This is a genomic window from Bacillus vallismortis (genome assembly GCF_040784915.1).
In the GTDB taxonomy this organism is placed as follows: domain Bacteria; phylum Bacillota; class Bacilli; order Bacillales; family Bacillaceae; genus Bacillus; species Bacillus subtilis_G.
Map to the genome: position 1 here is coordinate 3,970,726 of NZ_CP160797.1, position 15,755 is coordinate 3,986,480.

Annotated in this window: 16 protein-coding genes and 1 other annotated feature (1 of these 17 running past the window's edge); of the genes, 9 read left to right on the forward strand and 7 right to left on the reverse strand. The window is 46.2% G+C overall.

What is annotated here, in order from left to right; genetic code table 11:
- Positions 1–101: 101 nt before the first annotated feature.
- From thiE to ABZM97_RS19880, 3 genes are read right to left on the reverse strand one after another with little or no spacing between them, the layout of a single operon-like run.
- The gene (gene thiE, locus ABZM97_RS19870) at positions 102–770 is read right to left on the reverse strand and encodes a thiamine phosphate synthase (protein WP_087993203.1); all 669 of its coding nucleotides are present in this window, start codon (positions 768–770) and stop codon (positions 102–104) included.
- Positions 767–1,585, reverse strand: a complete 819-nt coding sequence (gene thiM / locus ABZM97_RS19875; RefSeq protein ID WP_087993204.1) for a hydroxyethylthiazole kinase — start codon at positions 1,583–1,585, stop codon at positions 767–769. The genes thiE and thiM overlap by 4 nt, the downstream gene beginning before the upstream one ends.
- A gap of 7 nt (positions 1,586–1,592) precedes the next feature.
- Positions 1,593–2,498 carry a LysR family transcriptional regulator gene (locus tag ABZM97_RS19880; RefSeq protein ID WP_087993205.1) on the reverse strand — a complete coding sequence of 302 codons (906 nt, stop codon included), beginning with the start codon at positions 2,496–2,498 and terminating at the stop codon, positions 1,593–1,595.
- A gap of 105 nt (positions 2,499–2,603) precedes the next feature.
- On the opposite strand from ABZM97_RS19880, the gene ABZM97_RS19885 reads away from it, so the two are divergent.
- The 4 genes from ABZM97_RS19885 (at position 2,604) to ABZM97_RS19900 (ending at position 5,189) form a co-directional block, all read left to right on the forward strand.
- The gene (locus ABZM97_RS19885) at positions 2,604–2,990 is read left to right on the forward strand and encodes a CidA/LrgA family holin-like protein (RefSeq protein WP_087993206.1); all 387 of its coding nucleotides are present in this window, start codon (positions 2,604–2,606) and stop codon (positions 2,988–2,990) included.
- On the forward strand, positions 2,972–3,649 hold the full coding sequence (locus ABZM97_RS19890; protein ID WP_087993207.1) for a CidB/LrgB family autolysis modulator: 678 nt from the start codon (positions 2,972–2,974) through the stop codon (positions 3,647–3,649). The genes ABZM97_RS19885 and ABZM97_RS19890 overlap by 19 nt, the downstream gene beginning before the upstream one ends.
- A gap of 106 nt (positions 3,650–3,755) precedes the next feature.
- Positions 3,756–4,958: a major facilitator superfamily domain-containing protein 6 gene (locus tag ABZM97_RS19895; RefSeq protein ID WP_087993208.1), complete on the forward strand. Its 1,203-nt coding sequence runs from the start codon at positions 3,756–3,758 to the stop codon at positions 4,956–4,958.
- A gap of 33 nt (positions 4,959–4,991) precedes the next feature.
- On the forward strand, positions 4,992–5,189 hold the full coding sequence (locus ABZM97_RS19900) for a YwbE family protein (protein WP_202327873.1): 198 nt from the start codon (positions 4,992–4,994) through the stop codon (positions 5,187–5,189).
- A gap of 34 nt (positions 5,190–5,223) precedes the next feature.
- Here the strand turns inward: ABZM97_RS19900 and ABZM97_RS19905 are convergent, their stop codons facing one another.
- Positions 5,224–6,411: a class I SAM-dependent rRNA methyltransferase gene (locus tag ABZM97_RS19905; protein WP_202327872.1), complete on the reverse strand. Its 1,188-nt coding sequence runs from the start codon at positions 6,409–6,411 to the stop codon at positions 5,224–5,226.
- A gap of 121 nt (positions 6,412–6,532) precedes the next feature.
- Between ABZM97_RS19905 and glxA the strand changes: the two genes are divergently transcribed.
- Positions 6,533–6,913, forward strand: a complete 381-nt coding sequence (gene glxA / locus ABZM97_RS19910; RefSeq protein WP_087993211.1) for a glyoxalase GlxA — start codon at positions 6,533–6,535, stop codon at positions 6,911–6,913.
- Between the two features lie 51 nt (positions 6,914–6,964).
- Here the strand turns inward: glxA and celB are convergent, their stop codons facing one another.
- A complete protein-coding gene (gene celB, locus ABZM97_RS19915) occupies positions 6,965–8,299 on the reverse strand; it encodes a PTS cellobiose transporter subunit IIC (protein WP_087993212.1) in 1,335 nt (444 codons plus the stop codon).
- Between the two features lie 227 nt (positions 8,300–8,526).
- On the opposite strand from celB, the gene ABZM97_RS19920 reads away from it, so the two are divergent.
- From ABZM97_RS19920 to sacY, 3 genes are all read left to right on the forward strand, one after another.
- A complete protein-coding gene (locus tag ABZM97_RS19920; RefSeq protein WP_202327871.1) occupies positions 8,527–10,464 on the forward strand; it encodes a S8 family peptidase in 1,938 nt (645 codons plus the stop codon).
- A 452-nt stretch (positions 10,465–10,916) separates the two neighbouring features.
- Positions 10,917–12,296, forward strand: coding sequence for a SacY negative regulator SacX (gene sacX, locus ABZM97_RS19925; protein WP_087993214.1), 1,380 nt, complete (start codon positions 10,917–10,919; stop codon positions 12,294–12,296).
- A gap of 54 nt (positions 12,297–12,350) precedes the next feature.
- Entirely contained in the window at positions 12,351–13,193 is an 843-nt protein-coding gene (gene sacY, locus ABZM97_RS19930; protein WP_087993215.1) for a transcription antiterminator SacY, read from the forward strand.
- Positions 13,194–13,243: 50 nt separating this feature from the next.
- Here the strand turns inward: sacY and ABZM97_RS19935 are convergent, their stop codons facing one another.
- Both ABZM97_RS19935 and ABZM97_RS19940 read right to left on the reverse strand, forming a co-directional pair.
- A complete protein-coding gene (locus ABZM97_RS19935) occupies positions 13,244–14,104 on the reverse strand; it encodes a glycosyltransferase family 8 protein (protein ID WP_333516369.1) in 861 nt (286 codons plus the stop codon).
- A 110-nt stretch (positions 14,105–14,214) separates the two neighbouring features.
- Entirely contained in the window at positions 14,215–14,928 is a 714-nt protein-coding gene (locus tag ABZM97_RS19940) for a TIGR02206 family membrane protein (protein ID WP_087993217.1), read from the reverse strand.
- Positions 14,929–15,078: 150 nt separating this feature from the next.
- On the opposite strand from ABZM97_RS19940, the gene ywaE reads away from it, so the two are divergent.
- A complete protein-coding gene (gene ywaE / locus ABZM97_RS19945) occupies positions 15,079–15,594 on the forward strand; it encodes a tyrZ transcriptional regulator YwaE (RefSeq protein WP_202327868.1) in 516 nt (171 codons plus the stop codon).
- Positions 15,589–15,755 (forward strand) — a binding site (T-box leader); it runs 46 nt beyond the window's last position. It overlaps the preceding gene by 6 nt.

A 15,755-nucleotide genomic window follows, 5' to 3' on the forward strand; every position in this document is an offset into this window, starting at 1 on the left:
TTCCTGTTTTTTGTCAATTAAAATTTGAAGGTCTGAAAACCTTGATGCCACGGCAAAAAGGCTGTCCATTACGGAACAGCCTTTCGAAGAAATAAGAACGCTTATCTACCCTTTTTATACGTTTGAATGTCTTCATAAAACTTGCGTGCGGCACCCTCAGGATCATCCGCTTGACTGATGGCGCTGATCATACTGACACCGTCGGCCCCCGCTTGGATAACAGGTACGGCATTTTCGATTGTGATGCCGCCGATGCCGACAATTGGAATGCCGATGCCTTGGCGGCGAACCGCTTCGATAAGAGATACACCCTGTACGGCTTTCGTATCCTTTTTCGTTTCTGTCGGGTAGATTGGCCCGAGTCCGATATAATCCGCTCCATCTTCTTCAGCTTGCTTCACCTCAGACATTGTATGGGCGGAAACGCCAAGAATCATATCGCCTATAGCACTTCTTACTTCTTTTGCGCTGGCGTCTTCCTGGCCGATGTGGACACCGTCAGCCTTCAGTTTCAGAGCCAGCTCCACATCATCATTGACAACGAAAGGAACGCCGGCTTTACGGCAGGCTTCCTGCACGTTTTTAGCGAATTCAATCCGCGCCTCCCCTGTCAGCGCATCCCCGCCCTTTTCACGAAATTGGAACAGCGTGGCGCCGCCTTTTAACGCTTTTTGTACGACTGTGACAGGATCGGCTTTCGTATTGTTTGACCCCATAATGAAGTAAACAGACAATAACTTTTTCATCATTTCCCGAGAAATACGTGTCATGAGACAATCACCCTTTCTATTGTCGCCAGTTCTTGGACGTCTTGTTCAGTAACAGATGATAGCTTGTTCAGCAATTCAATTTGAAAGCTTCCCGGACCTTTGTCAGCTGTCTCTTGTGCGGCAAGCTGGGCTGCGACCCCATATGAAGAAATGGCAGCGATAGCAGCAAACAATGGATTTTCTTCGACAGCGCAAAACGCACCGACAACGGAAGTCAGCAGACATCCGGCGCCTGTCACTTTCGTCAGCAGCTTGTGGCCGTTATGGAGGGTATATACGTTTGACGAGTCAGCTATGACATCGACTTCGCCAGTGATCGCAATGACCGTGTTGAGCTTTTGTGCCGCCTGCTGAGCCAGGCGGATGATGTCGCCTCCGCCTTCTCCCGCATCCACACCTTTGATCAGCCAATCGGTCACGCCGACGGTATGGGCAATTTCCGCCCCGTTTCCTCTAATCGCAGAGAGGCGCACCTCACGAATGATGTCACGCGCTGATTCGGTGCGGAACGGTGTTGCTCCGGCACCGACAGGATCAAGAATGACGGGGACGCCATGTTCATTGGCTGATTTTCCCGCGATGATCATCGCTTCGACTGACTCCTTGCTCAGCGTACCGATATTTAAAACAAGGGCTCCCGCTATCTTCGCCATGTCGGCGACCTCTTCTTTCGCGTACGCCATCACGGGGGATGCGCCGAGGGCGAGCAGTCCGTTCGCTGTGAAATTCGTAACGACATTGTTGGTTATGCTGTGCACCAGAGGGCTGTGGCGGCGGACAGCAGTAAGACATTTTGCAGCTGATTGTGCATCCATGTTTGCATCATCCTTTACTTTCTTTTTTCGGGTCCCATAAATACGATTTCGTGTGTTCAAGCCAAGCTCTGGCCGCAAAGGACAAGTAGCGGTCTTTTCTCCAAATAATGGCGAGGTGCCAAGGGATGACCGGCTCAACAAGCGGGATGACTTTCACTTTTTCCAGATCAAGCCCGCGGCAGATTCGTTCCGGCAAAAGCCCGATTCCCAGGTTGGCTGACACCATCTCACTGATAAAATCCCATTGTGAGGTTTCATAAATGATATGAGGCCGGAATCCAGCCTTGATACACTCGGTCATAATTCGATTGTGCAGGACAAAATCCTCCCTGAAGAAAATAAAAGGCTCGTTCTTCAACTCACGCAGCCTGCACTCTTTTTCTTCTGCCAGCCGATGGGATGGGTGAACGACAAGCATTAAGGTTTCTTTTACGATTGTAAACGAATGAAAGATGTCTTCGTTTGCAGGAAGAACCACAACGCCGATATCGAGAGAGCCGTCCCCAACACCTTCTTGGACTTTTATAGAACCGTCTTCGACTAACTGAAAGGTGATATTCGGATAGTTTGCACGAAAATCGCCGAGCACTCTCGGGAAAAATCCCGACCCGATCATCGGCGGCAGCCCGATCCGCACATGACCTTTCTTGACCTCCATAATATCATTTAATTCTGACGTCAGGTTTTGAAATGATTTAATAATTTCTTGCGCCTGCACATACATACTCTGCCCGGCGTCAGTCAGTTCCACCTGCCTGCCGTTCCGGTAAAACAGCTCAATTCCGAGCTCTTCTTCTAAATTTTTGATCATTTTTGATATCGTCGGCTGCGAAACATAAAGAGATTGGGAAGCCTTCGTAAAGCTTTTTAAACGGGCGACTTCCAAAAAGTATGTTAAATGGCGGATATCCATGTGCTTCACCCTTCCTATAGACAAAAGGAATACTTATTATTCTTAATATATATTTTACCTATAGCGAGACCTTATGTACAATATGAATATAAGGGAGGCATCAATATGAAAAAACTGCTGCTAACCGTTATTCAAATCGCTCTGTTATTTATATTTGCCCGGCTGATTAATTGGGTGACAGCCCTTCTTCATATAAATATTCCCGGCAGTATTATTGGGATTGTGATTATTTTCACATTATTACACTTTAAGATTATCAAGCTTGAATGGATAGAGCTTGGCGCGGCGTGGCTTCTCGGGGAGCTGCTTTTATTTTTTATCCCGTCTGCCGTCGGAGTGATTGAATACGGAGACATTATGTCGAAATTTGGCGTCAGCATTCTGCTTGTTGTCATCATCAGCACGTTTGTCGTGATGGTGTCCACAGGAACGCTTACACAAATCATTGCAAAAAGAAAGGAGAAAAAGCATACGTGTTCATCGGAATTGTAAGTTTGTTTTTAACGGTCTTGGTGTATGTAGGAGCAAAAAAGGTATATCAACGCTTTCCGCGTGTCTATACGTCTCCGCTATTGGTAACGCCCGCTGTGTTAGTCGGTCTGCTGCTGCTGGTGAATGTCCCGTACGAGTCATATAATCTTGGCGGCGAATTGCTGACCGATATGCTTCAGCCGGCCACCGTAGCTTTTGCGATCCCGCTATATAAATATTTCCCTGTTTTGAAGAAATACGCAGTGGAAATTATTTTGAACGTAGCCGTCGGCTCATGCATCGCGATTATTTCAACTGCTCTTATTGCGAAATGGCTTCACCTCGGCACCGGCTTAATTGACAGCCTCGTCCCGAGATCAGTGACAACGCCGATCGCTATGAACGTATCTGAAATGATCGGCGGAATGCCTGCCGTCACAGCCGTGTTTGTGATTTTGACCGCTTTGTTAGGCACAGTAATTGGCCCAATGGTCATCCGCTATTTCCGTATTGATAACGAAATCGCGCGGGGCGTGCTGCTCGGCACAAGCGCACATGGAGCGGGAACGTCAAAAGCATTTGAGCTCAGCTCTGTGTCCGGCACGATTTCCAGTGTGTCGATGATCTTAGCTGCGATTATGACGCTTTGCGCGGCGCCGTTTTTACTTTCATTTATGTAAGAAAAAACTGTCCTCTCGAGGGCAGTTTTTTTATGTGCTTCTCCTTATTGAAAAGCTGGCAGATTACAATATAATGTAATTTGTGGATACTAAAGGAGGCACCCCCATGCATAACTTGCAGGTGAGACGGCATTACGCCGCGTTAAAAGGATTTTATTTGTTTGCCTTTCTCGGCACGGGCAGCATGATCCCCTTACTCAGCATGTATTTAACGAAAGAACAGCATTTAAGCGGAGCACAGGTCGGCTTGATCATGTCACTCGGCCCGATTGTGATGATTTTCTTTCAGCCGTTTTGGGGCATGCTGAGCGACTATACGCAAAAAACGAAAAGCCTGCTGGCGGTTTGCACAGCAATCACAGGCATCATCGGATTAGGCTATATTGCATTTGACGGGTTTCCTCTTTTTATTTTAGTTGCGGCCTGTTTTGCAGTCTTTCAAAGCACGATTATTCCATTATCGGACAGCATTTCACTAAGGTACACTCAAGAAACAAACGGCAACTACGGCGGAATCCGCCTGTTTGGTTCTCTGGGCTTCGGCGTCGCCGTGTTTGTCATGGGACAGGTGACGAATCAGCTGTACCCCATTCACGTGATCTTTATTTTTGGCTGTGCCTTTCTCTGTATTGCCGCCATACTGGCCTCACAAATGCCGGGCCAGCAGAAGACAAAAACAAAGGTCAATATCCGCAAAGGATTCCGGGAGCTTATCAGCAACAAAACGTTCCTCATCTTTATGATCATCACCTTTACGACATTTGCTCCAAACTTAGCGAACAATACGTATTTCAGTCTTTTTCTGGACAAAAGCGGCGCGTCCCTTTCCGCTATCGGCATTTTATTTTTTATCGGCGTGATCTCGGAAATTCCATTTATGCGATTCGCCCAAACATTTATAGATAAAATGGGGCTGCTCAATGTCATTATGCTGTCAGGCGGGGTCTCATTATTCAGGTGGGCGCTCTATTTCACAGCGCCTTCATTATGGATCATTTATGCGACAGTCTTTCTTCAGGGAGTGGCCATCGGTTTATTTATCCCGGCGGCGCTTCAATACGTGAAAAAAATCACCCCAAGCCACGTTGAAGCGACGGCGTTAACCATGTACGCGGCCATCGGCAATGGATTCGGCAACTGGTTCTGTACATTTGCGGGCGGGTACATTTTTGACTACGTGTCCATCTTCGCAGTCTACCTGCTTTTTAGCATTCTGAGCATAGCAGGCTTTGGGCTGACATTCTATTTAATGAGGGCTGAAAAAAACAAAAATACACTTCATCAGCCGGCTGTTACTTTTAAACCATAATGACTATAATGAATAAAAGAAAGGATGAGCGCGATGAACGGGCAAGAGCGAAGAAGCATTTCGAAAGGTTTACAGGTGGATATTGTATTGAAAGAAGACCAAAAAACAGGAAAACTGACGAGAGGCACAGTGAAGGATATTTTGACGAAATCAAGCTATCACCCGCACGGCATTAAAGTCCGGCTTGAAGATGGCCGCATCGGCCGCGTCCAGCAGATCATTTCTACATAAAAAAAGCTGCTCCTGAACAGGGCAGCTTTTTGCTTTATTTTTTCTGCAGAAAGACCACTTTTAGATAGTTGCCTTCCGGAAACGCCGAAATCGTTTTGAAATCCTCCGGCAGCGTAAATTCCTCAATGATCGTGTAGCGTTCATTTGTTTCTTTAAAGGCGGCATCGATAAAGCCTTTGAATTTCTTCATGCCAAAGGCGCTGCTGTTTGTGGAAGCAACGATGACGCCCTTGTCAGCTGTGATAGCGATCGTTTCCTTCAGGAGGTTTTTATAATCCTTAGCCGCGCTAAAGGTGCGTTTTTTTGTGCGCGCAAAGGAAGGCGGGTCGAGAATAATCAGATCAAAACGCAGATTCTTTTTCGCCGCGTACGAAAAATAGTTAAAGACGTCCATCACTTTAATGTCGTGTGCCTCGTAATCGAGCTTGTTCACGCTGAATTGCTCGATCGTTTTGGCCATGCTCCGGTTTGCCACGTCCACGCTTGTTGTTTTCTCCGCTCCGCCAAGCGCAGCTGCCACGGAGAATGCCCCCGTATAAGAAAACGTGTTTAAGACGGTTTTTCCTTCTGCATAGCGGTCTCTGATCGCCTTGCGTACATGTCTTTGATCCAAAAAGATGCCTGTCATGGCGCCTTCATTCAGATCTACCGCATATTGAATGCCATTTTCCTGAATAATGATCGGGAATTCGCCTCTTTTCCCCTTCACGAAGTCATCATCTTCGACGTATTGCCCAGCCGTGTCGAAGCGTTTTTTCTCGTAAATCGCTTTATAATCCAGATCAAGCTCATCCAAAGCGGAAATCAGCATATCTTTAAAGGCGTAAATGCCTTTGCTGTACCATTGAACCAGCAGATACCCGCCATAATAGTCGATGGTGACGCCGCCGATGCCGTCACCCTCACCATTGAACATACGGAAAGCTGTTGTGTCTTGAGCCGCGAAAAGTTTGGCGCGCGCTTCGATCGCTTTAGTTAATTTGCTGAGAAAAAATGCTTGGTCTATCTGTTCTTGTTTATTGCGGGTAAGCGTCCAGCCGACCCCTTTGTTTTGCAGGCCGTAATAACCCCGCGCGAGAAACTCGCCGCTCTCTGACACGATATCAACGAGGTCTCCTTCTTTCACGTGCCCCGCACTCCCTGCGAGAGCTTCCTTATCGATGAGCGGATAGCCTTTTTTGATTTTTGCAGCATGTGCTTTCTTTAGAGTGAGTAGCTTCATATCTGTTCGTCCTCTTTCTGTTTGCTTTCTCTTATCGTACCACAAAACGCCAAGATGTCTGCATTGACAGAAAGGAAAGGTTTTTCTACGATAGACAAAAAGAGTTACGAGGAGGAGCAGCATGGCAAAACGAATTGACCATACAGGCATTATGGTAAGGGATATCAACGCGTCCATCACATTTTATGAAGAGGTTCTCGGCATGAAATTGAAGGATCGCATCACTCACACGAACGGTATAATCGAGCTTGCTTTTCTTGGCTTTGAAGACGGGCCGGAAACAGAAATCGAACTGATTCAAGGCTACAGCAGCGAGCTTCCCGCCGAAGGAAAAGTGCACCACATTGCCCTGCTGACGGATGACATCGCGGCTGAATATACAAAAGCGGAAAGAATGAACGCGAAATTTATCGACGAAGAGATCACAACACTTCCAAACGGATACCGTTATTTCTATATCGAAGGTCCTGACGGTGAGTGGATTGAGTTCTTTCAGCGGTAAGAAAAAAGCAGCATAACGCTGCTTTTTTTCGTTAATTAAATGCTTACATAATCACAAAACATTCTTATCCACAGCTACACCCGCACTCTCTTCCCGCCATTTTTGATGGTCCCATATTCTGAAAAACGGATAGTAGATCGCACAGGTGATCACAAGATTCACCAGCTGCATAACGGCTCCGGACACTTTTCCGCCAGTCGCCAGATAGCCTGATATGAGCGGCGGCATCGTCCATGGCACGGCGATTCCCGCCGGCCTTGCCACCAGTCCGGTGCTCATGCCGATATAAGTTGTTGTAATCGTGAGGAGCGGCGCGATGATGAATGGAACGATGAGGAGCGGGTTCATGACAATCGGCATGCCGAAAATGATCGGCTCGTTGATATTAAATAGCGCAGGACCAATCCCCAATCGGCCCAGCTGCTTCATTTGTTTGCTCCGGGAGCGTACCAGCATTGTCAGGACAAGCGCCAGCGTCGCTCCGCTTCCGCCGACATTAATCCAAATTTGAAAAAACTGGGCCGTAAAAATACTCGGCATCGCCTCTCCCGCTTGGAACGCGAGACGGTTGGCATCCATCGCGCCATACCAAATCGGCGCCATAATTCCGCCAATGATGGAAGCTCCGTGAATCCCGCACGACCACAGCAACATCTGCACAAATTCAGCGATCAGGCTTCCGCCGAGACTGCCTCCAAGGATGGAAAGCGGTGTGCCAAGCAAGTCTCCAACGACATTGTGCAGGCTCTGAAAAGGCGTCATTTCAATCAGAAGACGCGCCAGCCACACGAGAAACACAATGATAAATCCGGGAATCAGCGCGACAAATGATTTGCTTACCGCCGGCGGCACGCCGTCTGGCATTTTGAAGACGATATTTTTTTGAATAATGTACCGGTAAATTTCAGTCGAAAACAAAGCGATCAGCATAGCGACAAACAAACCCTTGCTGCCAAGCAATGTAATCGGAATTCCGCCCCCAACAAAGATGGATTCCGTTGATCCATCCGGCGTAAATGGCACCTCAAACGGCGTTGCCAACAGAAATGCGGCAATTGATATCGCGCCGGCCGACAGCGCATCTACACCATAGCTTTCCGCAAGACGATAGGCGATTCCAAAAGCGGCGATCATCGCCATAATATCAAATGAAGCATTAACGGGATAACCGAGCTTATCCGCCCACTGATCTCCAAACACACTCGCCATGAAATCAGCATAACCGGGAATCGGCAGGCTCGTTAAAATCAAAAAGACAGACCCGATAATAATCAGCGGCATGGTCAGGATAATGCCGTCACGCAAAGCGCTGAGATGCCGCTGCCCGGCAATTTTCCCAGCGACAGGCATGATTTTTTCTTCCATCACCCGAGTGAATGCGCTCATCTGAAAAGCCCCCTTTTTGCATTGCTTTGTAAACAACCTTCGCAATGTTTTCTTTATCTTATTTTGAAAACGCTTACAAATTCATTTGGAAAATTTCCTCTTCCTGCGGAAAAAACCTGCGTTCTGCTCTACAGTCCTGTCAATGAAAAAATTTTTCCTCCTAACTATTAAACTCTCTTTTTTCTCCGATATATATATCAAACATCATAGAAAGAAGGAGATGAATCATGCAAAACGTGTCGTGCAAGCTTGTCATATCAGTCACTCTGTTTTTCAGTTTTCTCGCCATAGGCCCTTTCGCGCATGCGCAAAACAGCAGCGGGAAAGAAGTTATTGTGGTTTATAAAAATAAGGCCGGCAAGGAAACCGTCCTTGACAGCGATGCAGAGGTTGAACAGCAGTATAAGCATCTTCCCGCGGTAGCGGTCACAGCTGATCAGGAGACAGTGAAAGAATTAAAACAGGATCCTGATATTTTGTATGTCGAAAACAATGTCTCATTCACCGCAGCAGGCAGCACAGATTTCAAAGTGCTGACAGACGACACTGAGGACACTGAAAATTTTGAACAATGGAACCTTGAACCCATTCAAGTGAAACAGGCTTGGAAAGCAGGACTGACTGGCAAAGGTGTCAAAATCGCAGTTATTGACAGCGGGATCTCTCCCCACGAAGACCTGTCGATTGCCGGCGGGTTTTCAGCTGCCAGTTACACCTCTTCTTACAAAGATGATAACGGCCACGGAACACATGTCGCTGGGATTATCGGAGCCAAGCATAACGGCTACGGAATTAACGGCATCGCACCGGAAGCTCAAATATACGCGGTTAAAGCGCTTGATCAGAACGGTTCGGGGGATCTTCAAAGCCTTCTCCAAGGAATCGACTGGTCGATCACACACGGGATGGACATCGTCAATATGAGCCTTGGCACGACCTCAGACAGCCAAATCCTTCATAACGCCGTGGACAAAGCATATGAACAAGGCATTCTGCTCGTTGCCGCCAGCGGTAACGACGGGAACGGCAAACCAGTGAACTATCCGGCGGCATACAGCAGTGTCGTTGCCGTTTCAGCGACAAACGAAAAGAATCAGCTTGCCGGATTCTCAACTACCGGAGATGAAGTTGAATTTTCAGCGCCGGGAACCAACATCACGAGCACTTACTTACATCAATACTATGCGACAGGAAGCGGAACTTCCCAAGCGACACCGCACGCCGCTGCCATGTTTGCTTTGTTACTGCAACGTAATCCTGCCGAGACAAACGTGCAGCTGCGCGCAGAAATGAAAAAAAATATCATTGATCTTGGAACCACAGGCCGCGATCAGCATTTTGGCTATGGGATGATCCAGTATAAAGCGCAGAAAGCAGATTCTGCATACGCTGAGGCAGAGCAAGCGGTGAAAAAAGCGGAACAAACAAAAACACAAACAGATATCGACAAAGCGAGAAAACTCGTCAGCCAGCTGCCGAATTCTAACGCCAAAACGGCCCTGCAAAAAAGACTGGATAAAGTACAGTCATTCAGAAATGTAAAAGATGCGAAAGACAAAGTCGTAAAAGCTCAAAAATATAAAACTCAGCAAACCGTTGATACAGCACAAGCTGCCATTAACAAGCTGCCAAACGGAACAGACAAAAAGAACCTGCAAAAACGCTTAAACCAAGTAAAACGCTATATCGCATCAAAGCAGGCGAAAGAGAAAGTGGCGAAAGCGGAAAAAAGCAAAAAGAAAACAGATGTTAACAGCGCACAATCAGCAGTCAGCAAGCTGCCGGCAGGTTCAGAAAAAACGTCCCTGCAGAAGCGCCTTGCCAAAGTAAAAAGCACCAATTTGAAAACGGCGAAGCAATCCGTATCTGCAGCAGAAAAGAAATCAACTCATGCCAATGCGGCAAAAGCACAATCAGCCGTCAATCAGCTTCAATCAGGCAAGGACAAAACGTCATTGCAAAAACGGTTAGACAAAGTGAAGAAAAAAGCGGCCGCAGCCGAAGTGAAAAAAGTTGAAACTGCCAAAGCAAAAGTGAAGAAAGCGGAAAAAGCCAAAACGAAAAAAGCAAAGACATCCGCTCAGTCTGCAGTGAATCAATTACAAAAATCCAATGAAAAAACAAAGCTGCAAAAACGGTTAAATGCCGTCAAACCGAAAAAGTAACCAAAAAGCCTTTAAGACTTGTATTCTAGGTTTTAAAGGTTTTTTCCATTGCAAGAACATCACACACAACCATTTTCCCATACACCGCGCAGGCTTTTCCTACTATTGCTATCCAGCCATGAACAGCATAAAATGTACGTTATTACAGTTATCGCCACATATGGAGGGATTGTGACTGGTCAGCAGGCAAGACCCAATGATGTAAAGGGAGTATTAGTGCCTAATAAACAGGGCATTTTTTACCCTTCTTTTCGTGTTGGGCTCATAACGGCGCCATGGACAACCCCTATTCCTATTTTCATGCTCCGTCACCGACGCGGGCATTTTTTGTTGTCCCTGCTCATTTTGTCATTTTGAGCCGGTATTTCTCACTTTTTTCATTTTGATTGTCAACTTTTCATTTGATACGATGAACAAGCCGACTTTTCTGCAGCAAAGGAGGTTTTGATTGCTTGCAAAAAGAGATTGCAAAAGAATTATTTCTCCTCACAGGAGGAAAAAGCAATATTATCAGCATCAGCCATTGTACGACCCGTCTTCGTTTTGAGGTAAAAGACGAGACGAAAATCGATATACATGCCATTGAACATCTACAAGGTGTGCAGGGCACCTTTTTCCGATATGGGTTATTCCAGATTATCTTCGGAGCAGGCGTCGTCAACAAAATATATAAAGAAGTCGTTCAAGTGTGGGAGGCCGCGCCTTCTGAGGAGCCTGTTCAACAGAAAAAGGCCAGCCGGAAGCTGACCCCTGTCGCAGCATTCGCGAAAACGCTGTCCGATATTTTTGTGCCGATTATCCCGGCAATCACAGCAAGCGGCCTGCTCATGGGGCTGATTGGCATGATTAAGGTGTTTCACTGGTTTGCAGCCGGCAGCCCTTGGATCAAAATGCTCGACCTCGTGTCCAGCACAGCCTTTATTTTGCTGCCGATTTTGGTTGGCTTCAGTGCCGCACGGCAATTTGGCAGCAATCCCTATTTAGGGGCAGTGTTAGCAGGGCTCTTGACGCATCCCGATCTTCTGGACCCGTCTATGCTCGGCAGCAAAACCCCTGCTTCCTTAGACATATGGGGGCTTCATATTCCAATGATGGGCTATCAAGGCTCCATTATCCCGATTCTTCTTTCCGTTTATGTCATGAGCAGAATTGAGAAGCTACTAAAATGGATTGTGCCGAAGTCGCTTGATGTCATCATCATTCCTTTTATTACAGTCATGGTGACAGGATGCCTCGCACTGATTGTCATGAATCCCGCCGCTTCCATCATCGGCCAGATCATGACACAGTCGATTGTCTATATTTATGATCACGCCGGCATTGCCGCAGGTGCCCTATTCGGCGGCATCTACTCCACTGTCGTTCTATCTGGCTTGCATCATAGCTTTTATGCGATTGAAGCAACGCTGCTTGCTGACCCGCATGTCGGTGTGAACTTTTTAGTGCCGATATGGTCGATGGCGAATGTGGCCCAAGGCGGAGCGGGACTTGCGGTCTTTTTCAAAACGAAACAATCAAGCCTGAAAAAAATTGCGCTCCCCGCTGCCCTCACCGCGTTTTTAGGCATAGTGGAGCCCATTGTGTTCGGGGTAAATGTCAAACTGATCCGTCCCTTTATCGGAGCTGCCATCGGCGGCGCTATTGGCGGAGCATACGTGGTTGCGGTACATGTCGTGTCGAATTCCTACGGGCTGACAGGCATTCCGATGATTTCAATCGTGCTGCCGTTCGGCGCCGCCAATTTTGTTCATTATATGATCGGTTTTTTGATCGCGGCCGTCTCTGCTTTTATAGCTACATTGTTTCTCGGGTTTAAAGAAGAGACAGAATAACTGGATTTATTCGTTTTCATTCATAAAACGGGGGATGAAAGGACAAAAAAAGCTATGAAAATTAAAAGAATCTTAAATCATAATGCTATCGTCGTAAAGGATCAAAGTGAAGAGAAGATTCTCTTAGGTGCAGGAATTGCGTTCGACAAAAAGAAAAATGATATTGTCGATCCGTCAAAAATAGAAAAAACCTTTGTCAGAAAAGACACAGCTGACTATAAGCAGTTCGAAGAGATTTTAGAAACATTGCCGGAAGACCATATTCAGATTTCCGAGCAAATTATCTCCCATGCCGAAAAAGAGCTGAACATTAAAATCAACGAGCGCATACACGTCGCTTTTTCAGACCATCTTTCCTTTGCGATCGAACGCCTGAGCAATGGAATGGTGATCAAAAATCCGCTGCTGAATGAAATCAAAGTCCTTTATCCCAAGGAATTTCAGATCGGCTTGTGGGCCAGAGCGCTGATTAAAGATAAACTGGGGATACACATTCCTGATGATGAAATCGGCAATATCGCCATGCATATCCACACAGCAAGAAACAATGCCGGTGATATGACACAGACGCTTGATATTACAACTATGATCCGTGATATCATTGAGATTATTGAAATTCAGCTATCAATCAATATTGTAGAAGATACCATTTCTTATGAGCGGCTTGTGACCCATCTCCGCTTTGCGATCCAGCATATAAAAGCGGGCGAATCCATTTACGAGCTGGACGCAGAAATGATCGACATTATTAAAGAGAAGTTTAAGGATGCATTCCTGTGTGCCCTAAGCATCGGTACATTTGTGAAGAAGGAATACGGCTTTGTGTTTCCTGAAAAAGAATTATGCTATATCGCCATGCATATTCAGCGATTTTACCAACGGTCAGTCGCACGCTGAGGCAAAATAAAAACGCTTTTGAGATCATCAAAAGCGTTTTTATATTCAGTTTATTGGTTGATCGCCGGATTGCTGATTGTATTCCACTTCGTATACGACATGTAATGGAAATACTGGTCGCGATACGGGTGTTTTGTATTGGAATTCCAAGGCTTTTCTCCGCCGCAGAAGTGGACAATGGCCGGGTTCTCTCTCGTTTCTCTATAAAGCTTCTGGCCTGACAGCGTCGCAGGCGTTTTTTGTTTTAATATGATATAAGTTTGAGCGTTCCAGCGCGGGTGAAGTTCATACCACTGATCATACAAGATCGCATTCAGCGCATCTTGGTCGTGAAGCACAAGAAAGTCTTCAGACGGGTTTTCATTGATAAAGTTGATGACTTTTTCAGTGATGTTTTGCTTTCTCCAAGAATCAAAATCAATAATCATCATACCTGAGTTAAAATACTTCCCTGTATCACTGACGTTCATTTCTTTCAGGCGTTCATGCTGCCCCGCATCCTCAACTGCAGCGACCGTATATGGCGCAATATCCAAATCCCACAGTTTCGAAATATCTTCCAGAATAATTGCATCACAATCGATATAAATCATTCGTTTGATACTCTCATCCTTAATTAAGTCAGGAATTGAGATGCGGTAATACGCCGCTTTTGTAATATGGCTGCTTTCCACCGCATGTTCATACATGTTGGCATCCACTTCTAAAAATTCAATCGGCACGCCGAATTTCAATGTGGTTTCTTCCAGCCTTTTTTTGTTATCAGGCTCGATTCCTCCATCAATCACATATAGCTTTACTTCTCTGTTCTGGTCCATATTTGTCAATAAAGAAACGAACATTCCACCTAAATGACGAGCATAATTATCATCAGCGCATGACACGATATGCATAATTTCATCTTTCTTCAATGGTATTCATCTCCCTTTGTGTTGTACAAGTTACATTCCCGATTTCAGAAAATTAAACACTATTCATCAATACTTTTTTAGACAGAATGTGCTATACAACAAAAAAGGCGTCATGTTTTAAACCTGCGATAAAGCCAATAAAGAATGTAAAAGCATGCGATCGTAATGGCTTCAGCCGAGGCGATATACCACGGCCACGGCCCGAGAACATCCAAAAGAGAAGAGCCCCCCGGTTTTTTCGTCAAATACATATAATTCGCGCCAAGCCAGCGATCAAGCAAATAAATGCAGACCCCGTACACATTGACAATGAGGACGGTCACCCACAAAGAACGCTGTCTGAGCCTGTACGTCCCAATTACCGTCATCAGCAGGCAGGAGAGAAACACAGATCCGTGCGAAATAAAAAAGAGGATATATCGGATATGCGGAAAAGAAAACATACCGAGATCAGGAGTGGCAAGAGCCTGAATCGAACTGCCGATGCCGACAAAGTATAAAAATACAAACAGCTTCCTGCTTTTGGTCACCAGCATAATGGCCGACAAATACACCGACAGGTCACTAAGCTGGAGAGGCAATGAAGTCCGCACCGACCACCTGCCCGCGGCGATCATCCATATTTGATAACCGATTTGCGAGCCAAGCAGCAGAAACACAAACAAATAGCGCAAAAACTGGCTGAGTTTAGGCCGCTTGACCGTCTGGCGGAACAAAAACAACAGAATGGCCAAGACGGCGATCACTGCTAATGTCACCACATGCTCTGCTGAAAAAAGGTGAAACGGATCATGTTTATAGACGGCTTGAACATATTTTTGCAAGATGGCACCCCCGTTTGCGAGTTTTTGTTTATTTTGGTGTTGTGGGGGCCTTTTTTATTCAACCGATATATAGGCTTGAAGTTCAAATCGGTCTCTGTTACAATTCATTTCATAGCTAATGATTCTGATAATTTAAGGCAGGCCTAAAAAATGGAACGTTCCTATCAACATCAGCAGCTTCGGAAAGAAGAACATGACACACTTTCTAAGCTTAAACAAATGCCCGTTGAGTCACTCAACCTGGAAGCCATATCGATTGCGACGAACCTGTATCGGTCTGCGCAAAAGCTCCGTGTCAAAATGGAGACTGAGGTTCTTTCTTCCTATAGCCTTTCTTGGACCGCTTTCTCCATCCTTTATGATCTATGGGTATGGGGGGCGCTCGAAACGAGAAAAATTGCTGAGCTGTCAGGCATTTCAACAGCTACAGCAAGCAACGTGATCAAAACGCTCGAAAGAAAGAATTTTTGCAGCAAAAGCATCGACACAAGAGATCGACGGCTCGTGTTTGTCTCCATCACCGATTCCGGAAAACAAGCGATCGAAGAGCTCTACCCGGAGTTTCACAAAGGGGAAACAGAGCTCATTGCGGGTATGACGAAGAACGAACAGAAAACATTGACAGAGCTGCTTAGAAAGGTAGCTGACAATCTTCATACAACATAAGCTTTGACGGGAATCCAGTAGCGTTTTGTCTCCCTGTTTCAGAGAGCCGGCGGAAGGTGCGAGCCGGCGCACAGGCAACCGTGAATTACCTCCCCGAGCTTTCTTTGTGAACCTTAGTAGCAAAGAACGGGAAACCGTTATTCGAATGAGCGGAAGACGAT